Below are 20,340 nucleotides of genomic sequence, written 5' to 3' on the forward strand. Positions count from 1 at the left end.
CGGTACCGGACGGCTCGTCGGAAGCGGCGCCTGGCCCCTGTCGCGAACAAGCGATCGAATTCCCGCCTCGTTGCCCGCGCTTGCGCCTCCGACGATCCGTGCACGGCGGCGATCGGTCGGCAGATCGATGCGATCTTAGCGCACCGCTTGCCCCGAGGCGTCTGACATCGCGCGATCGGAGCGGCACGGCCGCCCCTCACGCCGTGGTCCCGTCCCGGCGGCGGAGCACCGAATGCTTGCGGCTGTAGAAGAAGTAGATCGCGAAGCCGATCGCCATCCACACGACGAGCCGCAGCCAGGTGTCGAGGGGCAGGCCGGCCATCAGGAACAGGCAGGACAGGATGCCGAGGATCGGCACCGTCGGCACGCCCGGCACGCGGAACGGCCGGTACATCTCCTTGTCCGAGCGGCGCAGGTAGATCACCGAGCCGCAGACCAGGATGAAGGCGGCGAGCGTGCCGATGCTGACCATCTCGCCGAGGATCCCGATCGGCACCAGCGCCGCCACGATCGCCACCGCCGCGCCGATCAGGATCTGGCTGCGATAGGGCGTCTGGTAGGTCGGGTGCACGTGAGCGAACAGGCGCGGCAGCAGCCCGTCGTTGGCCATGGTGTAGAAGATCCGGCTCTGGCCGTAGAGCAGCACCAGGATCACGGTGGTCAGCCCGGTGAGCGCCCCGAGCTTGATCAGCGCCGAGAACCAGGCGATGCCGATCACGTCGACGCCCTTGGCGATCGGGTCGGGGACGTTGAGGTCCTTGTAGGGGACCACGCCGGTGAGCACCGCGGCGACCAGCACGTAGAGCACCGTGCAGATCGCGAGCGAGCCGAGGATGCCGATCGGCATGTCGCGCTGGGGCGATTTCGCCTCCTGCGCGGCGGTGGAGACCGCGTCGAAGCCGATGAAGGCGAAGAACACCACGCCCGCGCCGCGCAGCACGCCGCTCCACCCGAAATGGCCGAAGCTGCCGTCGTTGTCGGGAATGAACGGGGTCCAGTTGGCTTGCTTGATGTAGCCGTAGCCGAGCACGATGAAGGCCAGCACCACGGTGAGCTTCACCGCCACCATGACGTTGTTGAGCCGGGCCGATTCCTTGGTGCCGCGCACCAGCATCAGCGTGAGCAGCCCGACGATCAGCACCGCCGGCAGGTTCATCAGCGCGGTGGCGTCCGACCCGTCCGCGAGCTTCACCGCGGTGCCGGGCGCGGCGGTGAAGCGGGGCGGGATGACGAGCCCGACATCCTTGAGCAGGCTGACGACGTAGCCGGACCAGCCCACCGCCACGGTGGCCGCGCCCATGGCGTATTCGAGGATCAGGTCCCAGCCGATGATCCAGGCGAAGAACTCGCCCAGCGTCGCGTAGGTGTAGGTGTAGCTCGATCCCGCCACGGGGATGAGCGCGGCCATCTCGGCGTAGCACAGGCCGACGAAGGCGCAGGCGATGCCGCCGGCGACGAAGGACAGCATGATCCCCGGCCCGGCATATTGCGCGGCCGCCGTGCCGGTGAGCACGAAGATGCCCGCGCCGATCACCGCGCCGATGCCCATCGCGATGATCGAGAACAGGCCGAGCGATTTCGAGAGCTGATGCCCGTCGCTCTCGCCCCCGGCGAGGATGTCTTCGACGGTCTTGCGCCCCGTCAGGCCGGAGGGTTGATCCGTGTCAGCCATGGTCGCTCCGATCCGCGCGGCGGCATCCGGCACCATGTCGGGCGGCTCTCGGGGATGCCAGCCGGCGACGCGACTGATCCCCCGGTTTCGCTCGGCCCCCGGTGACGTTCGGCCCGCCCCCGCACGGCAAGGAGCGTGCCGTCCCGGCGGCGCCTCGGCCGGGCTGTCGAGTTCGTGAGCCCGCCGGCCGGGTTTTACCGGTATCCGGGCCCCGCGCACGGCACGGCGATGCGTGCTAGACCGGTTTTCGGCGGGGGAACGCGGGTTTGTCGGTCGTACAACGGCACAACACGAAGATCGCCGGGGCCGGCGAGACCGCGATGGTCTTCGCCCACGGCTTCGGCTGCGATCAGAACATGTGGCGCTTCGTGGCGCCCGCCTTCGAGGATCGCTACCGGACGGTGCTGTTCGACCATGTCGGCGCCGGCGGCTCGGACCTGTCGGCCTACGACCCGGCGCGGTACGCCACGCTCGACGGCTACGCCGACGACGTGGTCGCGCTCGCCCACGCCCTCGGCGTGCGGCGCGGCGTCTTCGTCGGCCACTCGGTCAGCGCCATGGTCGGCATCCTCGCCGCGAAGGCGGCGCCCGAGCTGTTCGACACCCTCGTCCTGGTCTGCCCCTCGCCGCGCTACGTCGACGACGCGGAGGACGGCTACGTCGGCGGCTTCACCGCGGCGCAGGTGGAGGAACTGCTCAACTTCCTCGACAGCAACCACATGGGCTGGTCCCAGGCGATGGCCCCGACGATCATGGGCAACGCCGACCGCCCCGAGCTCGGCGCGGAATTGACCAACAGCTTCTGCCGCACCGATCCGGACATCGCCAAGCGCTTCGCCCGGACCACGTTCCTGTCCGACAACCGCGCCGACCTCGAGAACGTCGCCGCCCGCTGCCTGGTGATCCAGTGCGCGGAGGACGTGATCGCCCCCCGGGAGGTCGGCGAGTACGTCCACCGCAACCTGCCGGGCAGCGCGCTCGTCCTGCTCGACGCGACCGGGCATTGCCCGAACCTCAGCGCGCCCGAGGCGACGGTCGCGGCGATCGAGGCGTTCCTCCGAGGGTGATGACGTGGACGAGGCGACGCCCACCTCCGGGGTGCAGGAGGCCGACGACCTCGCCGACCTGTTCGAGAACGCGCCCTGCGGCTACGCCTCGGCCCTGCCGAGCGGGCGCCTGTCGAAGGTCAACCGGACGCTGGCGACCTGGACCGGATACCCGGCCGGCCACCTCGTCGGGCGCCGCTTCCTCGACCTGCTGACCATCGCCGGCAAGATCTACTACGAGACCCATTTCGCGCCGCTGCTGCGGATGCAGGGCTTCTTCAACGAGGTCGCCCTCGACCTCGTGCGCGCGGACGGCCAGACGCTGCCGGTGCTGGTCAACGCGGTGGTCCGCCGGGACGAGGCGGGCGAGATCCGCTTCATCCGGATCACCGTGTTCAACGCCTCCGAGCGCCGGCGCTACGAGCGCGACCTGCTCGCGGCGCGGCGCGCCGCCGACGAGGCCACCGCCGCGCTGCGGGACCTCAACCTCACCCTGGAGACGCGGGTCGCCGAGCGGACGGCCCAGCGCGACCGGGCCTGGCGGCTGTCGCAGGAATTGCTGATCGTGGCGCTGCCGGACGGCACCCTGGAGAGCGTCAACCCGACCTGGACCGAGCTGCTGGGCTGGCGCGACGACGAGCTGATCGGCCGGTCGTTTGCCGCCTACATCCACCCGGACGACCTCGCCGCGACCCTGGCGGCCTTCGCCGCCATCCTGGAGCGGCCGCTCACGGTTCCGTACGAGTACCGCTTCCGCCACAAGGACGGCTCGTACCGGTCGTTCGCCTGGACCGCCGCGTTCGAGGACGGCCGCGTCTACGCCTCGGGGCGCGACACCACGCTCGAGCGGGAGCAGGCCGACGCCCTGCGCCAGTCGCAGAAGATGGAGGCGGTGGGCCAGCTCACCGGCGGCCTCGCGCACGACTTCAACAACCTGCTCGCGGGCATCGCCGGGTCGCTGGAGATGATGCAGACCCGGATGCGGCAGGGCCGGGTCGAGGACGTCGCGCGCTACATGGCCGCCGCCCAGGGCGCCGCGCGCCGCGCCGCGGCCCTGACCCACCGGCTGCTGGCCTTCTCGCGCCGGCAGACCCTCGATCCCCGGCCCACCGACGTGAACCGCCTCGTGGCGGGGATGCACGAGCTGATCCAGCGCACCGTCGGCCCGGGCATCCCGGTCGAGGTCGCCGCCGGCGCGCGGCTGTGGACCGCCCTGGTGGACGCGTCCCAGCTCGAGAACGCGCTGCTGAACCTGTGCATCAACGCCCGCGACGCGATGCCGGACGGCGGCCGCATCACGGTCGAGACCACCAACGCGCGGTTCGACGCGCGCGCCGCCCGCCAGCACGACATGCCGGAGGGGCAATACCTCGCGCTGTGCGTGGCCGACACCGGCACCGGCATGCCGCCGGAGGTGGTCGCCCGGGTGTTCGAGCCGTTCTTCACGACGAAGCCGATGGGGGCGGGCACCGGCCTCGGGCTCTCGATGATCTACGGCTTCGCCAAGCAGTCGGGCGGGGAGGTGCGGGTCCGCTCTGAGGTCGGGGCCGGCACCCGCGTGAGCCTCTTCCTGCCCCGCCACCACGGCGACGCCGAGGTCGAGGACAAGGTGGCGGCCGGCCCGGCGCGGCCGCGCTCCGGGCAGGGCGAGACGGTGCTGGTGGTCGACGACGAGCCGACGGTGCGGATGCTGCTCGCCGACATCCTGGAGGATCTCGGCTACACCGCGATCGAGGCGAGCGACAGCGCCGCTGGCCTCAAGCTGCTGCAATCGGACGTGCGCATCGACCTGCTGGTGACCGATGTCGGCCTGCCGGGCGGGATGAACGGGCGCCAGATGGCCGATGCCGGCCGCGCCCGCCGGCCCGACTTGAAGGTGCTGTTCATCACCGGCTACGCCGAGAACGCCGCGCTCGGCGAAGGCCACATGGCCCCCGGCATGGCGGTGGTGACCAAGCCGTTCTCCGTCGACGCCATGGCCGAGCGCGTCCGCGCGATGATCGAGGCGCCGCGCCCGGCCTGATCGCCGGGGCGCCGCCCCCGGCTTCCGATGGGCCGCCTTCTGATCTATCGCGGAGGGCGGCGCCCCGGGAGGCGCGCGATGCGGAGGCACCGGCATGGGCGTGGCGACGGATCCGGAGCGGGGCACCCGCCCCGACGTGCTGGCGGCGATCGGCGGCACGCCGCTGATCCGGCTGCGCCGGGCGTCGGAGGAGACCGGCTGCACCATCCTCGGCAAGGCCGAGTTCCTCAATCCCGGCCTCTCGGTGAAGGACCGGGCGGCGCGCGCGATCGTCGAGGACGCCGAGGCGCGCGGGCTGATCCGGCCGGGCGGCACCATCGTCGAGGGCACGGCGGGCAACACCGGGATCGGGCTGGCGCTGGTGGCCTCCGTGCGCGGCTACCGCACGGTGATCGTCATCCCGGTCACCCAGTCGGAGGAGAAGAAGCAGACCCTGCGGCTCGCCGGCGCCCGCCTCGTCGAGGTGCCGGCGGTGCCGTACGCCAACCCGAACAACTACGTCCACGTGGCGCGCCGCCTCGCCGAGCGGCTCGCGGCCACCGAGCCCGCCGGCGCGTTCTTCGCCGACCAGTTCGACAACGTCGCCAACCGCGGCGCGCACGAGCGGCACACCGGCCCCGAGATCTGGGACCAGACCGGCGGCACCCTCGACGGCTTCGTCTGCGCCGCCGGCACCGGGGGCACGCTCGCCGGGACGGCGCTCGCCCTGCGGGCGCGCAACCCCGAGGTCGCGATCGCGCTCGCCGACCCCGAGGGCTCGGCGCTCTACGCGCACTACACCGCCGGGACGCTCAAGGCCGAGGGCTCGTCGATCACCGAGGGCATCGGCCAGGGGCGGATCACCCGGAACCTCGAGGGCTTCGCGCCCGACCACGCCTTCCGCATCCCCGACGCGGAGGCGCTCGACATCGTGTTCGGGCTGATGCGGGAGGAGGGGCTGTCGCTCGGCGGCTCGTCCGGCATCAACGTCGCCGGCGCGATCCGGCTGGCGCGGGTGCTCGGCCCCGGCCACACCATCGCGACGATCCTCTGCGACGGGGCGGCGCGCTATGCCTCGAAACTGTTCAACCCCGCCTTCCTGCGCGAGCGCGGCCTGCCGACGCCGGACTGGCTGGACGAAGCCGGCGCGCCGCTGCCGGACTGGCACGCTTGAGCCGGCAAAACCGTCCGTCACGTTTGCGTGCGAATTATTTGAACGGAACGGATTGTCGCGGCGTTTGAACGGTCAAGCTCACGACCCGTGCGCTCCCGCGGAGACTTTCTTCCATGTCGCTCGTCACCATTCTGCTCATCATCCTGATCATTCTCGCCTTCGGTGGTGGCGGCTTCCTCGGCGGCGGCGCCTATCGCGGCCCGGGCTTCGGCCTCGGCGGCATCCTGATCATCGTCCTGATCGTGCTGCTGGTCACCGGCCGGCTCTGACGCCGGACGCGGGGGGCCGGTTCCGCGATCCGCGATCGGGGACCGGCTCCCGACGCCCCCTTCGCGATCTGCGGATCGCGGAGGGGGCTCTGTTTTCCGTGAGGTCTGATCTTCTTCACGCGAGCCGGGATCCACCGCGCTCGAAACCGCTCTAGCGGGCGCAGACGATCCCAATCACGGCGCCGCCGACCGCAGAGGCGGCGGCGCCGACGCTGCCGGCACCGGCGGTCGACGGCCGCGTCGCGATGCCGGCCTCGCCCAGGACGGCGGCCACGACCGTCCCCGGGATCACCGGGAAGCTCGCCGGCGGCATCACGCCCGCGATCAGCCGCGGCGCCGCCGGATAGGACGCCACGAGCCCCGCGAGGCCGCCCGCCCGGTCGAGCACCGGCGCGCCGGCCGACCCGGGCTGCAACGGCGCCGTCACCCGCGCCGCGCCCACCATCGCGCCCGGCGCGACCGACACGCCCGCATCCCCGCCCGCTCCCTCGCGCGCCTCCTGCGCCGCGACCACGACGCGATCCTCGGACGCCGACGCTCCGACGATGCCCGGCAGGCGCGGCGCCGGCAGCCCGGCGGCCTCCAGCAGCGCCAGGCCGCGCTCGCTGCGCAACACCCTGGCCGGGGCGCTCCCGATCCGCGGGGCCGGGCATGCCTCCAGCACCGCCGACGCGGTCAGCACCCGCCCCGGCGCCACGACGAGGCCGGTGCCGACGACGTTCGGGGCCGAGGCGACCTGCGGACCACCCGAGCTCTGCGGAGCGCCCGACGCCGGTGGCGCGGCGGCCGGCGCGGTCGCGATCCGGGGCGCCTCGCCCCGCGTCCCGGGAAACGGCACGAAGCTGTTGGCGATGGCGATGACGAGGCGGTCGATCTCGCCCGCCTGCGCCGCCTCGTAGCCGATGGCGAAGCCGCGGATGCCCTCCGGCCCGGCGGCGTAGCGCACGTACGAGCGCCCCGAGGCGGTCTCGCCGGTGACGACGATGAAGTCCGGCCGCTTGAGCTTGTACGTCACCTTGCGGTCGGCGAGCGGCGCGGTCGCGCGGGTGAACAGCGCGTCGAGGTCGGTGCCGCCGGCGGGAAACGACCGGCTCTCCAGGGTCAGGCGCCCGTCGGCGCTCTGCCAGCGGGTTCCGCCGGGGACCGCGCTGCGCTTGGGCAGCATCCGCTCGGGCACGCCGAGCGCCGCGCCGCTGGCGGGATCGGCCTGCACGGTGAAGCGCACGGCCTTCCGCGCCGCCTCGCCCGCCGCCAGGATCGCGGCGCGGCTGCGCGGATCGAGGGGGTCGCCGGCGTCGGTGCGGGCGCGGGCGGCGCTCAGCGCCTCGAAGGTCCGCCGGCCGAAGGCGCCGTTGACGACGCTGTTGTAGTCGCCGGTCCAGACCAGCGCGTCCTGCAGCGCCTTGCGCTCGGCTTCCGGCAGGGCCTCGAACCCGGCCCGCATCGCCTCGAAGGCCGGGTCCGGCGCGGCGGCGGGCGGGCGCGGCGGCTGCGGTTTCGGCGCCTGCGCGGCGGCGGAGGCGGCGGCGGCCAGCGTCAGGGCGAGGGCGAGGATCACGCCGCGGGCCGGATCGCAGGCGGAGGCCGGCCCGCGCGCGGGGGCGGGAGCCCGGTCGCGGAGCGGGGGGACGCGCGGTCGGCCTGTGGCGCGGGCGGGCATGCGGGCGATTCCCGGAAGCGTGAGCGTGCCGGACGGTGGCAGAGGCGGCGGCCGAAGGCCAGGGCGGGGCGCCGCGCCCTCGACAATCCCGGCCGCCGCCCCACCCTCACCGCGACGCGAAAGCAGCGAGAGGCGCCGATGACCCACCCAGCGATCGAACCCGGCCGGACGGCCGTCGTCACCGGGGCGGCCAGCGGCATCGGGCTCGCGGCGGCGCAGGCCTTCGCGCGGGCCGGCATGAACGTGTGGCTCGCCGACCTGCCGGGCGAGGCGCTCGAATCCGCCCGCGCCGCGGTGGCGAGGCTCGCCGCCGTGGAGGTGCGCGCCTTCGCCCTCGACGTCGGTCAGCGCCCGGCGATGGAGGCGTTCGCGCAGGCCGTCGCCGCCGGGGGCCCGCCCGCCCTGGTGATGCTCAACGCCGGCATCGAGGCGGGCGGCACGCTGTTCTCCGAGGAGGCGACCTGGCGCAGGATCCTCGACACCAACCTGTGGGGGGTGATCAACGGCATCCACGCCTTCGCGCCGGCGATGATCGCGGGCCAGAAACCCGGCGCCGTGATCGTCACCGGCTCGAAGCAGGGCATCACCACGCCGCCGGGCAACACGCCCTACAACGTCTCGAAGGCGGGCGTGAAGGCGGCGACCGAGGCGCTCGCGCACGACCTGCGCGGCCGCGACGGCTGCCGCATCTCGGCGCACCTGCTGATCCCGGGCTTCGTCTATACCGGGCTGGCCAGGGCCCGCGGCGTCGCCGAGAAGCCGCCCGGCGCCTGGACGCCCGACGAGACGGTGGCCTTCCTGCTGGAGCGGATGGCGCAAGGCGACTTCTACATCCTCTGCCCCGACAACGAGACCACCCGCGCCCAGGACGAGCGCCGGATCGCGTGGGCGGCCGGCGACATCATCGAGAACCGCCCGGCACTCTCGCGCTGGCACCCGGATCATTCCGAGGCGTTCCGGCGGGCGATGGACGGGTAGGGCCCGGGCCGGCGCGCCCCGGCGCATCCTCCGCGCGGCCCGGCCCTCAGGCCGGGATGGCGGCGGCCAGCGCCGTGCTCGGGGGCGTCTTCGGGCGCGGCATGACGCTCGCCGGGCAGGGCGGCGGATCGTCGTCGTCGTCGCGCCGCTTCGGACGGACATACGTGTGCAGGTCCGCGAGGCGGCGCAAGCGGCGTGGCGCGGCGCGCCTCGTCCGAGCCGGGCCTGCCCGGCGGACCGCCCGGTCGAGCTCGCCCAGCGCCGCGAGGACGGCGTCGACCGAGACCGGCTCGGCCCGGCTGCCGACGAGGCACCGCATGCCGGGCGAATCCGCGAGCACGCAGGCATCCGACGCCCAGGACGCCAGGATCGCGCGCTTGTCCGCCCGTGAGAGCGCGGGGTGGGCCAGGACCTCCCGCGGGTGGCGGAACACGTCGCCGGGGGCGACGAGCGCCTGCCAGGCCTCGAACGAGGCCGGATGGGCGCCGCCGCAATCATGCGCGCCATCGGGGTTCATGGCGCCGGAACCGGGATTCATGGCGCCGGAACGGAACAGCTGCGTCTCCCTCATCGATGATCCTCCTTCCTGCTGCGCGATGGGATGGACGTACGGGCCGGAGCCCCCCGCGCGGGCCCGCAGGCCCGCGCGGCAAGGTTCACGGCCGTCGAAATCGAGGCGCGCGCCGGGGGCTCAGGCCGCCTTGCGCCCGGTCTCGATCCGGCTCGGCGCGTCGTCCTGGCTGACCGCGTCCCGGCTCACGGCGGGCACCGTCCCGCCGATCGGGATGCGCCGCGGCTTGAGGGCCTCGGGCACCTCGCGCTTGAGGGTCACGGTGAGCAGGCCGTGCTCGAGGCTCGCGCCGACGACCGTCACGTGGTCGGCCAGCTCGAAGGTCTGGCGGAACGTGCGGGTGGCGATGCCGCGATGCAGGATCCGGCGCTCGTCCTCGGCCGCCTTTCGCCGGCCGGCGACCAGAAGGCTGGCGCCGTGCTGCGTCAGCTCGATCTCGCCGGGCGCGAAGCCGGCGACGGCCATGGTGATGCGATAGGCGTCGTCGGCCACCCGCTCGATGTCGTAGGGCGGCCAGGTCGACGACGCCTCGGCCTGCGCGGCTCGGTCCAGCATCGCGAACAGGCGGTCGAAGCCGACGGTGGATCGGTAGAGCGGTGCGAAATCAAGGGTCCTCATGACCACATCCTCCTGGGAGCAACGTGATGACAAGGGTCGCCGGATGCCTTCCGGCGCCCGTGGGCGAGCCTTCGAACGGCCTCGCGCGCAGGAAATGCGAACACCGCGATCCGGTTCCCGGCCGGCTCCGAAAAATTCTCCTGGCGTCCGGCGTGCGATGCCGGGGGAGGGGGCCCGAACGCCGGGCCTCGCGCGGGCCCGCCGACGAGCCGCGGGACGGCGGGTCGGGGTCGCCGGCCCGCGCTTCCCCCGATGCAACCGTAAGGTTATAGCAGGTGACGGCATCCGTATTCGCGCGGCCGCTTCGGCGTGCGTGCAACACTTCGTCGGTAGCGGGGGCTTAACCGCTTGCCGCGTAGAGGATGAACACCGCGCCCGAGAGGAAAAACTCGGTCTTGCGCCGTCATCCCGGGGCTTTCGAATGCGTGCCGTCGTCGATCTACGCCTGATGACCAAGCTCCTGCTGGTCTTCGCCGTCATCATCGGCGCGGCCGGCCTCGCCGCGCTGGTGAGCTGGCGCGGCCTCGGCTCCGTCGAGGAGGCGCAACGGTGGCGCGATCACACCTACCGGGTCCTGGAGCAGGTCGAGGCGCTGACCACCGCCATGGTCAACCAGGAGACCAGCCTGCGCGGGTACCTGCTGAGCGCCGAGCCGAACTTCCTCGAGCCCTACCGGGCCGGCACCAAGGCCTACGCCGATGCCCTCGCCCGGATCCGCGCGCTGGTCTCCGACAACCCGGCGCAGCTGCAGCGCCTGGGCGCGCTCGACCAGGACGCCCAGGCCTGGCACGACGGAATCGCCGAGCGCGAGATCGCGCTGATGCGCGACGAGCCGACGCGCGGCCAGGCGCGGCAGCTCGCGATCTCCGGCGCCGGCAAGGCGGCGATGGACCGGCTGCGCCTGAAGGCCGCCGAGATCGCGACGATCGAGCGGAGCCTGCTCGACGACCGGGCGCGGATCGCCGAGGCCGCCGGCGCCGGCTCGCGTCAGGCCGTCCTCGTCGGGCTCCTCGCCATGCTCGCCGCCGCCGCCATGGGCGCGCTCCTGGTGAACTGGGCGGTCTCGCGCCCGATCCGGGCGATCACCGACCTGATGGGCCGCCTCGCGCGCGGCGACACCGGCGCCGAAATCCCGTTCCGGGACCGCCGCGACGAGGTCGGGGCGATCGCGGGCGCCGTCCAGGTCTTCAAGGATACCCTGATCCGCACCCAGGCGCTGGAGGCCGAGACGGCGCTCGCCCGCGCCTCGGCCGAGGAGCAGCGCAAGGCCGGCATGCGCCAGATGGCCGACGGGTTCGAGCAGGCGGTCGGCGGCATCGTCGGGCGGGTGTCGTCCTCGGCCGGCGCGCTGCAGGCCACCGCCCGGACCATGACGGCCACGGCGGCCGGGACCGCCAGCCAGTCGACGACGGTGGCCGCCGCCGCCGAGGAGGCGGCCGTCAACGTCAACACCGTGGCCGCCGCCGCCGAGGAGCTCGGCGCCTCGGTCCAGGAGATCGGCCGGCAGGTCTCGGGATCGGCCGACCTAGCGCAGCGCGCCGTCGCCGAGGCCGACGACACCGCCGCCCTGGTGCAGGACCTCAGCGCCGCGGCCGGGAAGATCGGCGACGTGATCGGCCTGATCTCCAACATCGCGAGCCAGACCAACCTGCTGGCGCTCAACGCGACGATCGAGGCGGCGCGGGCCGGGGAGGCCGGCCGCGGCTTCGCGGTGGTCGCCGTCGAGGTGAAGGAGCTCGCCGCCCAGACCGCGCGGGCCACGCAGGAAATCTCGGACCAGATCGGCCAGATTCAGGGCGCCACAGGGCAGGCCGTGCACGCGATCGGCTCGATCGCGGCGCGCATCCGCGAGATCGACATGGTGGCGACGACGATCGCGGCCGCCGTCGAGCAGCAGGGCGCGGCCACGCAGGAGATCGTGCGCAACGTCGGGCAGGCGTCCAGCGGGACGAACGAGGTGACGAGCAACATCGCGGGCGTGGCGCGCGCGTCCGAGGACACCGGGGCGGCCGCCAGCCAGGTGCTCGCCTCCGCCTCCGAGCTGTCGCGCCAGTCCGAGCACCTGACCGCGGAGGTCGCCCGCTTCCTGGCGACGGTCCGCGCCGCCTGACCGCCCGGCCCCGCGGCGCCCCTCCGGGCGGGGCCTCGGGGCGCGACGCCCGGGCCCGAGCGCGGCCGAGCCCGGGCCGGTGGCGCTCCGGTGGCGCGAGCGATGGCGCCTAGCGTGCAGACGACGATGTGCGCCCGTTTGGCCCATGGCCGGTGTGGGAGGGAAGCGGGCCCCGACCACTCGCCTCGAGGCGGACGGCCCGGTGCCGCCCGAAGCGGACGCGAAACCGATCAAGCTCTACGGTTGTTTTTCGGGCTCAGGACGCCCCTGCGTCCGGCATGTCCGATCGCCCCTACGGGCCTCGGTCGCCGGGTCGTCCCGCCGCCAATCCCCGGCCGCCGCACAATCGCGCAGGATCAGCGTCTGTCGGTCCTCCGAGAAGGCGTAGAGGCAAGCCCTGTCGTCGTCATGGGTACCAGAAACCGCGAGCCGCTGTCCGTGCAGATGCCAGCGTTCGCAGTAGTCCCAGCCGTCGCCTGCATCGAACGTCAAGCCGCCGAGCATTCGACCGTGTTCGAAGCACCACGTCGAGAATGAGGTCTGCCAGCGCGAGCGTTCGGGATGCGTCACCTTACGGGTCCAGCATCCGTAGAACAGATGCTTGAGACGATAGGACGATGCCTCCGATTTAGAGGGGAGAGCCGACGATATCAGAAGGCTCAGCCACGCAAGGATCAAAGCGGCCGACCACGCCCGGGAGTTCGAAAGGGGATGTATCACAGTGCTTCTACCCCGAACGCATAGCAACGTCATCGCGACGGCTGCTTTCCGCCCGACCCGGCCTGACGTGCCGGGCTACCGGTCGGCGGACCGTCCGAGGTTCCGCAAAGTTCGGACGCGGACCGTCCACCCCGCCCGAGGGTCCGGCTGCCGCCCGGCGCGTTCCGCGGCGGGCAAAATCCGCGCCGCGCTGCACCCGATTCACCGAACCCCTTCCCGATCCTCGCGGCCGACGCCACATCCGGGTATGGTCGATTCGAGCGATCGGGAGGACGTGCCGTGTACACTGTGAAGGCGAACGACCATGCGGGGCGCCCCGCGACGTTCGCGTGCGGGACCGCCGACCAGGCCCTGGAGAAGACCTGGGAGCTGGCCCGGCGCGGCTTCAAGGACATCGTCGTGACCGACCCGAAGGGCCACGCCTCGAACGCGGCCGCCTTCGAGCGCTCGCTCGACCTGGCCTGAGGCGGGCGGCGGCGCGGATGGCCCATCGTCACGACGACCCGGATCACGACCACGGGCACCAGCACGGGCACGACCACGGCGCGCTGTCCCCCGTCGAGGCGCGGGTGCGGGCGCTGGAATCGATCCTGGTGCAGAAGGGCTACGTCGAGCCGGCGGCGCTCGACGCGCTGGTCGAGCGCTACGAGACCCGGGTCGGGCCCCATCTCGGGGCGCAGGTGGTGGCCCGCGCCTGGGTCGATCCGGCCTATCGCGCGCGGCTGCTGGCCGACGCCACGCCGGCGATCGCCGAGCTCGGGATCGGCGGGCGCGGCGGCGAGCACATGGTGGTGGTCGAGAACACGCCGGACGCGCACAACCTCGTCGTCTGCACCCTGTGCTCCTGCTACCCCTGGCCGGTGCTCGGCCTGCCGCCGGTCTGGTACAAGGCGCCGCCCTATCGCGCCCGCGCCGTGATCGACCCGCGCGGCGTGCTCGCCGAGTTCGGAGTGCGCCTGCCCGAGACGACGCGGATCACCGTGTGGGATTCGACCGCCGAACTGCGCTACATGGTGCTGCCGATGCGGCCCGCCGGCACCGAGGCCTTCGACGAGCGCCGCCTCGCCGGCCTCGTCACCCGCGACGCGATGATCGGCACCGGCCTGCCGGGCGTCCCGGCATGAACGGCGGCCAGGACCTCGGCGGGATGCACGGCCTCGGCCCGGTCGCTCCCGAGCCGAACGAGCCGGTGTTCCACGCCGATTGGGAGAAGCGCGTCTTCGCGCTCGCCATGGCGATGGGCTTCACCGGTGCCTGGACCCTCGACGGCAGCCGCGCCGCCCGCGAGTCGATGCCGCCGGCCGACTACCTGCGCGCCAGCTACTACGCGATCTGGCTCGACGCCCTCGAGCGCCAGCTCGCCGCCCACGGCCTCGCGCGGCCGGAGGAGATCGCCCGCGGCGTCGCCGATCCCGATCCGGCGCCGGTGGCGCGGGTGCTCACCGCCGACATCCTGGAGCCGCGCTACCGCGCCGGCTTCCCGAGCGACCGGCCCGCGCCCGCGCCGGCGCGCTTCGCGGTCGGCGACGCGGTGACGATGCGCAACATCCACCCGCCGACCCACACCCGCCTGCCGCGCTACGTCCGGGCCAAAAGCGGCACCGTGCTGCGCGTCCACGGCGCCTTCGTCCTGCCCGACACCAACGCCTGCGGGCAGGGCGAGAACCCGGACTGGCTCTACACCGTGGCCTTCCCGGCCGCCGAGCTCTGGGGCGAGGATGCCGACCCGAACGGGCGCGTCACCGTCGCGGTGTTCGAGCGCTACATCGCGGGCGGCGCCGCATGAGCGAGCCCGTCGCCCCGTTCTCGGCACCCTGGGAGGCGCAGGTCTTCGCGATGGTGGTCGCGCTGCAGGATTCGGGGCTGTTCACCGGGGCCGAGTGGGCCGACGCGCTCGGCGCCGCGATCCGCCCGGCCGACGGCCCGGAGGCGCCGGCCGATTACGGCCGCTGGCTCGCCGCCCTGGAGACGATCCTCGCCGCCCGCGGCATCGCCGACGGCCCCGCCCTCGACGCCCGCCGCGACGCCTTCCTCCGCGCCGCGGAGGCGACCCCGCACGGCCTGCCGATCGTGCTGGAGAACGACCCGCTGTTCCGGCGATGACGCCGCAGGAGGACGACCGCGACCGTGGTGCGCTTCCTGCGCCCGCCCCGCGAGGGGAGGCCATGATCCCCACCCGCCGCACCCTCCTCGCCGGCGCCGCCTGCGCCCTGGCCGCGCCCGTCCGCGCCGCGCCCGCGCCGTTCGGGCCGCCGGGCCGGCCGTCGTGGTCGGCCGACAGCCTGCAGGCGGCGGCCGCCCGCACCGGGCTGACCTACGGCACCGAGGTGCCCGGCTTCCGCTTCGCGCGCGATCCCGCCTACCGGCAGGCGGTGGCGCGCGAGGCCGGGATGCTGGTCTGCGGCACCGAGATGAAGATGGAGGTGGTGCGGCCCGAGCCCGGCAAGACCGATTTCGCGCAAGCCGACGCCCTGGTGCGCTTTGCCCGCGGCAACGGCCAGCGCATGCGCGGGCATACGCTGGTCTGGCACGAGGCGCTGCCGCCCTGGGTGCGCCCGCTGCTGGCGCGGGCCGCCGCCCCCCAGGCCGAGGACTTTCTGCGCCGCTGGATCGAGACCGTGGCCGGCCGCTACCGCGGGCAGATCGCCTCCTGGGACGTGGTCAACGAAGTGCTGTCGCCGGACGGCGGCGGCCCAGAGGGCCTGCGCGAGAGCCCGTGGCTCACCGCGCTCGGCCCCGGTTACGTCGACCTCGCCTTCCGCATCCTGCACGAGGTCGACCCGACGGCGGCCGGCTGCTGGAACGAGGACGCGGTCGAGCAGGGCGTGCCGTGGATGGAGGCGCGCCGCACCCGCGTGCTCAAGCGCCTGGAAGGGATGCTAGCGCGCGGCGTGCCGATCCGCCGCTTCGGCCTGCAATCGCACATCACCAGCACGGTGCCGATCGACCAGGGCCAGCTTCGGCGCTTCCTCGCGGAGATCGGCAGGATGGGGCTCGGCATCGAGATCACCGAGTTCGACATCGACGACCGGGCGTTCCCGGCCGACATCGCCACCCGCGACCGCAAGGTCGCCGACCTCGCCAGATCCTATCTCGAGGTCGTGGCGGCCGAGCCCGCGGTGCTGACCGTGATGTCGTGGGACCTCTACGACCCCGACACGTGGCTCAACGACCACCCCTACCGCAAGCGCCCCGACGGCCTGCCCCAGCGCGCGCTGCCGCTCGATGCGCAGTTTGGGCGCAAGCCGCTCTGGCACGCGATGCGGGCGGTGTTCGCCCAGGCGCCGGACCATGCGGCGGCGCGGGCGAAGCTGCGGTAGCGCCCCTCGGGCCCAGGGGCCAGGATCTTGACGTCGCGCAGCTTGCCGTCGCGCGGCGCCTCCTCGATGCCGTGCTTCCGCGCCTCCGCGACGAGGCCTTCCATGCCCATGCGATGCTCCGGGCAATGCTCCGGCTTGGTCTCGCCGCCCTTGGCCGGGATCGGGCTCCGCAGCACCTCGGCGTGCGTCCGGATGCCGCCGAGCGACGGCTCCGGCATCCGCTTCCGCCTGGCGTCGCTCGCCCGGCCGATCGGACAAGCATGCCCCCGTTCCGGCGACGCGCCCGACACGAAAGCGTGACGGGCGGGGCGGCCGGCATCGCCCGAAATCCGCTGGCGGGACCGTTCCCCGGGCGGCGGATCTGCTAGGCATCCTGTCTCGCCCGAGGGGGTGTGCGCACGGCGGTCGCGCCGCTGGAGGCCGGGTCTTGGGCGCGATCGACGAGACAGGGGCCCGAGGCCGGGCGACCCGCGCGGCGGCCGTCCGCGCGCCCGCCGTGGCCGCGCTCTTCCTGGCCGCGCCCGCCTTGGCCGTGCTCGCCTCGGCCGCGCTCGATCCGGCGCCGGCCCGCGCCGGCGACCTTTCGGCGCTGTTCGACCCCGGCACCGTGGTGTCCGTCGGCGGGTTCACCGGCGCCGGCGGGCGCTTCCAGGGCGCGCGGGCGGCCGGGCTGTGGGGGGCTGCCCTACGCTTCGTTCCGCAAGGCCGACGAGCGCCCGGGCTGGTTCTCGCCCGACGACGCCCTCGACGCCGCCCTGGTGGACGAGCGCGCGGTGCAGGCCGGCGCCGTTCTCGATGTCCGCAGCGGCCGCGCGGCGCACGACGACCGCAGCCTCGCCGGGCTGCCGCGCCGCCCGGTCGCGGCCGGGCTCGGCCTGTTCGGCGCGGTCTGGCCGGTGGAGGACGTGCTGCGGCTGCGCGCCGAGGTCACGCAGGGCCTGCGCGCGCATGACGGCCTCATGGCCAAGCTCGGCGCCGACCTCGTCGGCACCGCCGGCCGCGTCACCCTGAGCGGCGGCCCCCGCCTCGTGCTGGGGGACGCCGCCGCGATGCGTCTCGATTTCGACGTGCCGGTCGCCGCGATCGCCGACCCGCGGCTGACGCCCTACCGCGCCGCGGGCGGGCCCCGCTCCGTCGGCGCGATCGTGGCCCTGGCCTACGCCTGGTCGGAGGCGTGGCAGACGATCGGCTCGGTCCGCTACGACCGCCTCGTCGCCGCCGCCGCGGGAAGCCCGATCGTCCGGCGCCTCGGCACGCCGAACGACGTCACGGTCGGATTCGGGGCGATCTACTCGGTCCGGATCGACCCGTGAGGCTGCAGCGCAAGCAACGGGACTTCAACGCCAAGATGTCGTTCACGAATTCGTGAATGTTGCCGGCCGAGCACGGCCGATCTTTAATCACCCTCTGCGCCGCGATGCGGGGATTATATCGGAACGTTTCTGTCTATGTCTCGCCGCAAAGAGTGGGAGGCGGACTGTGCCACGGATTCTGTTGACGGGGGCGACCGGGCTGATCGGCGGCGCGGTGCTGCACCGGGCGCTCGAGGCGGGCGACGACGCCACCTGGGTCTGCCTCGTGCGCTGCGCCGGCGTCGAGCAGGGCCGCCAGCGGATCGCCGCGCGGCTCGCCCGGTTCACCGACGCCTTCACCGCCCAGCGCCTCGCCCGCAAGGTCGAGGTCGTCCCCGGCGACTTCACCCGGGCCGACCTCGACCGCGATCCGCGCCTCGACGACTGCACCCACGTGCTGCACCTGGCCGCCGACACCTCGTGGTGGGGCGACGAGCGGGTCTACCGCACCAACCACGACGGCACCCTGGCGCTGGCGCGGCGGGCGCAGGCGATGCCGAAGCTCCGGCGGTTCCTGCACGTCGGCACCGCGATGATCTGCGGCGCCGACGCCGCGGCGATCGTCGCCGAGACCGACTACCCGGCGGCCGAGGCCCGGCACATCGTCGCCTACACCGTGTCCAAGGCCGCGACCGAGACCTCGCTGGCGGCGCGGTTCCCCGACCTGCCGATCGTCGTCGCCCGGCCCTCGATCGTCGTCGGCCATGCCAGCCTCGGCGCGGGGCCGAGCTCGAGCATCCTCTGGGTGCTGCGCGCCGCCGACGCCCTGCGCATGCTGCCCTGCGCGCCCGAGAGCCACGTCGACGTCGTCCCGGCCGACTGGGTCGCCGAGATGCTGGTCGGGCTCCTCACGAAGCCGACGCTCCGGCACGACCTCTACCACCTCTCGGCCGGCATGAGCGGCCGCACCACCTGGGCCGAGGTCATCGCCGCCTTCGAGGCGGCCGAGCCGAGCGACGGCGTGCGCGCCTTCCGGCCGTTCGACCTCGCCGCCGACCGCACCGTGCTGCGCCGGCGCTTCGCCGAGGTGTTCGGCCTCGACGGGCCGCTGAAGCAGGCGATGCTCCGCGCGGTGCGCGCCTACTACGCGTTCTGCGCCCTCGACGTGACCTTCGCCAACGACCGCCTGCTCGCCGAGGGGTTCGCGCCGGCGCCGCGGCTGCCGGCCTACCTGCCGGTGTGCCTGGCGAACGCGGCGACGATCGTCGAGCAGTTCGCCGACGACATCGAGATGTTCGCCGTGCCGCCCCCGGTGCCGGAAGACGCGGCCGGCACCGCGCTGGCGGCCAGCGCATGAGCCCCTACCTGACGCTGGCGATCGCGATCGGCGCCGAGATCTCCGCGACCCTGGCGCTGAAGGCGGCCGACGGCCTGACCCGGCCGGTCCCCACCCTGATCGTTGCGCTCGGCTACGGCACGGCCCTGTGGCTGATGTCCTCGAGCATGGACATGCTGCCGATCGGCGTCGTCTACGCGATCTGGGCCGGCGTCGGCATGGTCGGCGCCGCGCTCGGCGGCGCGCTGCTGTTCGGCGAGCCGGTGACCCTGCCGATGATCGCCGGCATCGCGGTCATCGCCTGCGGCGTGGCGATCCTGGCGAGCGCGCGGGTCGAGGCCTGACGCCGCGCCCGGCGCTGGACCGCGCGGACGGCAGCCGATAAGACGATTTGCCTAAGCGGGGCACCGAGGGATTCGGGAGCCCGGCTTGCAACGTCGGAAGGTTTCACGCGCATGATGGTCGGATCCCGCATCCTGCTCGCTGCCGCCGGTCTCCTGGCCTTCGGAGCCTTGGCCCGGGCCGACGACACGCCTGGAAAACCCCGGGACGCGGCCGGGTCCGCCGAGATCGGCGCCCAGGACCGCAAGCCGATGGAGGCCCCGCCCGGCAACGCGGCGAAGCAGGACGGGCGCACCGGCATGGCGCCCGACGTGCGCGACGTGCGGCAAGACTCGATGCGGGCGTTCAGCTTCCCCGGTGGCGCGCGCTTCTGAGCGGCCGGCGCACGGAGGGGCCGGTGTCGGCGTTCCGCGACAGGCGTCGGGTTGGCGCTCGGGGGGCCGATGCTGCCCCCAACGAAGCAGAGCCAACCCGACAGGCTGGGGACGTGCGCAATCCGCGCCGTCTGGTGATCCCAGGCGTTTGCGATCCTGCGCCGCCAAACCGCTGCAACCCGGCCTTTCACGACGGCGGCCAACGATGAAACGCCTGCCCCTCCTGCTCGTCATCGCGGCCGCACCGGCCCTGGCCGACGCCTGTGACGACGCAGCCCAGCGCATCGCGACCGAGGTCGGAAACGCGTACGCGATCCGGACGGGTCCGGTCATTACCATCAAGCGCGGCCGCCGGACCTTTCACTACACGCTGGAATGCGCAGACGGGCAGCCCTCGATGGTATCGGGGGATGCGGGCTTCGGCACCGACATGGGGGAGTTCGGCCGAACGCTCGAGCGCGCGACCAGCCTCGTCCTCGACGTACCCGAAAACGTCGCGCGAAGCGCCCTGGACAAGTGCGCGCGCCTCGCCCGGCGGCACGGCATGGATGGTGCGGCGACGACGGACGACGCGCTCGCCGTGAGCTGTACCGTCGTACACGATTGGGAGACGTTCGAGATCCGTCGCCGATAGGGGGCGGTCGAAGGCCGGTCGTGGCGCGGTGTCCCGGAACGGATGTGCCCGATCCGGTCCTTCGACGGCGGATCATGGCGAACTCTGCGGGACCGCCGACCACCCCGACCCGAAGCCGTCGGACGGCCATGGAACGGCCGCATCGGGAAGCGGCGACGGCCGGCCTCGCGTCGCGACCGGCGCCCCGCCCGCGCGCAGCCTCACGCGGTCGCCGATCGCTCC

At 73.5% G+C, this 20,340-nt stretch carries 21 protein-coding genes; 16 read left to right on the plus strand and 5 right to left on the minus strand.

All coding sequences use genetic code 11. The features are described 5' to 3' along the window. Positions 1-196: 196 nt before the first annotated feature. Positions 197-1,672: an amino acid permease gene (locus tag ACFZ8E_RS01040; RefSeq protein WP_147727626.1), complete on the minus strand. Its 1,476-nt coding sequence runs from the start codon at positions 1,670-1,672 to the stop codon at positions 197-199. A gap of 266 nt (positions 1,673-1,938) precedes the next feature. Here ACFZ8E_RS01040 and ACFZ8E_RS01045 point away from each other — a divergent pair, with 266 nt between their 5' ends. From ACFZ8E_RS01045 to ACFZ8E_RS01060, 4 genes are all read left to right on the plus strand, one after another. Further along, complete coding sequence (locus tag ACFZ8E_RS01045; protein ID WP_405041734.1) at positions 1,939-2,739, plus strand: alpha/beta fold hydrolase; 801 nt, start codon at positions 1,939-1,941, stop codon at positions 2,737-2,739. A 4-nt stretch (positions 2,740-2,743) separates the two neighbouring features. Further along, positions 2,744-4,741 carry a PAS domain S-box protein gene (locus ACFZ8E_RS01050; protein WP_405041735.1) on the plus strand — a complete coding sequence of 666 codons (1,998 nt, stop codon included), beginning with the start codon at positions 2,744-2,746 and terminating at the stop codon, positions 4,739-4,741. Positions 4,742-4,835: 94 nt separating this feature from the next. Beyond that, positions 4,836-5,894, plus strand: a complete 1,059-nt coding sequence (locus tag ACFZ8E_RS01055; RefSeq protein WP_243938748.1) for a cysteine synthase A — start codon at positions 4,836-4,838, stop codon at positions 5,892-5,894. A gap of 113 nt (positions 5,895-6,007) precedes the next feature. Further along, complete coding sequence (locus ACFZ8E_RS01060; RefSeq protein ID WP_147729453.1) at positions 6,008-6,163, plus strand: DUF3309 domain-containing protein; 156 nt, start codon at positions 6,008-6,010, stop codon at positions 6,161-6,163. 151 nt (positions 6,164-6,314) lie between these two features. Here ACFZ8E_RS01060 and ACFZ8E_RS01065 read toward each other — a convergent pair whose 3' ends face one another. Further along, positions 6,315-7,823 (minus strand): serine protease, encoded by a 1,509-nt coding sequence (locus ACFZ8E_RS01065; protein WP_405041736.1) that lies wholly within the window; start codon positions 7,821-7,823, stop codon positions 6,315-6,317. A gap of 138 nt (positions 7,824-7,961) precedes the next feature. Here ACFZ8E_RS01065 and ACFZ8E_RS01070 point away from each other — a divergent pair, with 138 nt between their 5' ends. After that, positions 7,962-8,801 carry an SDR family NAD(P)-dependent oxidoreductase gene (locus tag ACFZ8E_RS01070; RefSeq protein WP_147844730.1) on the plus strand — a complete coding sequence of 280 codons (840 nt, stop codon included), beginning with the start codon at positions 7,962-7,964 and terminating at the stop codon, positions 8,799-8,801. Positions 8,802-8,847: 46 nt separating this feature from the next. On the opposite strand, the gene ACFZ8E_RS01075 is transcribed toward ACFZ8E_RS01070, so the two are convergent. Both ACFZ8E_RS01075 and ACFZ8E_RS01080 read right to left on the minus strand, forming a co-directional pair. Next, positions 8,848-9,372, minus strand: coding sequence for a hypothetical protein (locus ACFZ8E_RS01075; RefSeq protein WP_405041737.1), 525 nt, complete (start codon positions 9,370-9,372; stop codon positions 8,848-8,850). A 120-nt stretch (positions 9,373-9,492) separates the two neighbouring features. Further along, complete coding sequence (locus ACFZ8E_RS01080) at positions 9,493-9,990, minus strand: Hsp20 family protein (RefSeq protein ID WP_243947426.1); 498 nt, start codon at positions 9,988-9,990, stop codon at positions 9,493-9,495. A 421-nt stretch (positions 9,991-10,411) separates the two neighbouring features. Between ACFZ8E_RS01080 and ACFZ8E_RS01085 the strand changes: the two genes are divergently transcribed. Further along, entirely contained in the window at positions 10,412-12,100 is a 1,689-nt protein-coding gene (locus ACFZ8E_RS01085) for a methyl-accepting chemotaxis protein (protein WP_405041738.1), read from the plus strand. 237 nt (positions 12,101-12,337) lie between these two features. On the opposite strand, the gene ACFZ8E_RS01090 is transcribed toward ACFZ8E_RS01085, so the two are convergent. Further along, complete coding sequence (locus ACFZ8E_RS01090) at positions 12,338-12,670, minus strand: hypothetical protein (RefSeq protein ID WP_243947429.1); 333 nt, start codon at positions 12,668-12,670, stop codon at positions 12,338-12,340. Positions 12,671-13,099: 429 nt separating this feature from the next. Between ACFZ8E_RS01090 and ACFZ8E_RS01095 the strand changes: the two genes are divergently transcribed. The 10 genes from ACFZ8E_RS01095 to ACFZ8E_RS01140 all read left to right on the plus strand — a co-directional run bounded on the left by ACFZ8E_RS01095 (position 13,100) and on the right by ACFZ8E_RS01140 (position 20,118). Beyond that, positions 13,100-13,285: a hypothetical protein gene (locus tag ACFZ8E_RS01095; protein WP_147729728.1), complete on the plus strand. Its 186-nt coding sequence runs from the start codon at positions 13,100-13,102 to the stop codon at positions 13,283-13,285. Positions 13,286-13,302: 17 nt separating this feature from the next. Continuing rightward, complete coding sequence (gene nthA, locus ACFZ8E_RS01100; protein WP_147844570.1) at positions 13,303-13,944, plus strand: nitrile hydratase subunit alpha; 642 nt, start codon at positions 13,303-13,305, stop codon at positions 13,942-13,944. Further along, the gene (gene nthB / locus ACFZ8E_RS01105) at positions 13,941-14,606 is read left to right on the plus strand and encodes a nitrile hydratase subunit beta (RefSeq protein WP_147729730.1); all 666 of its coding nucleotides are present in this window, start codon (positions 13,941-13,943) and stop codon (positions 14,604-14,606) included. The genes nthA and nthB overlap by 4 nt, the downstream gene beginning before the upstream one ends. Next, on the plus strand, positions 14,603-14,923 hold the full coding sequence (locus tag ACFZ8E_RS01110) for a nitrile hydratase accessory protein (RefSeq protein WP_147860278.1): 321 nt from the start codon (positions 14,603-14,605) through the stop codon (positions 14,921-14,923). The genes nthB and ACFZ8E_RS01110 overlap by 4 nt, the downstream gene beginning before the upstream one ends. 62 nt (positions 14,924-14,985) lie before the next feature. Beyond that, positions 14,986-16,140: an endo-1,4-beta-xylanase gene (locus ACFZ8E_RS01115; RefSeq protein WP_243947431.1), complete on the plus strand. Its 1,155-nt coding sequence runs from the start codon at positions 14,986-14,988 to the stop codon at positions 16,138-16,140. Positions 16,141-16,532: 392 nt separating this feature from the next. Further along, positions 16,533-17,453, plus strand: coding sequence for a MipA/OmpV family protein (locus tag ACFZ8E_RS01120; protein WP_405041739.1), 921 nt, complete (start codon positions 16,533-16,535; stop codon positions 17,451-17,453). A 181-nt stretch (positions 17,454-17,634) separates the two neighbouring features. Continuing rightward, positions 17,635-18,789: an SDR family oxidoreductase gene (locus ACFZ8E_RS01125; RefSeq protein WP_147844242.1), complete on the plus strand. Its 1,155-nt coding sequence runs from the start codon at positions 17,635-17,637 to the stop codon at positions 18,787-18,789. Further along, positions 18,786-19,112 (plus strand): multidrug efflux SMR transporter, encoded by a 327-nt coding sequence (locus tag ACFZ8E_RS01130; protein WP_147729248.1) that lies wholly within the window; start codon positions 18,786-18,788, stop codon positions 19,110-19,112. Before ACFZ8E_RS01125 ends, ACFZ8E_RS01130 begins: the two co-directional genes overlap by 4 nt. 111 nt (positions 19,113-19,223) lie before the next feature. Then, positions 19,224-19,484, plus strand: a complete 261-nt coding sequence (locus ACFZ8E_RS01135) for a hypothetical protein (RefSeq protein ID WP_405041740.1) — start codon at positions 19,224-19,226, stop codon at positions 19,482-19,484. Positions 19,485-19,689: 205 nt separating this feature from the next. Then, on the plus strand, positions 19,690-20,118 hold the full coding sequence (locus ACFZ8E_RS01140; RefSeq protein ID WP_243936775.1) for a hypothetical protein: 429 nt from the start codon (positions 19,690-19,692) through the stop codon (positions 20,116-20,118). Positions 20,119-20,340: the final 222 nt, after the last annotated feature.

The sequence above is a fragment of the Methylobacterium sp. HMF5984 genome (assembly GCF_045033435.1).
Taxonomy (GTDB): domain Bacteria; phylum Pseudomonadota; class Alphaproteobacteria; order Rhizobiales; family Beijerinckiaceae; genus Methylobacterium.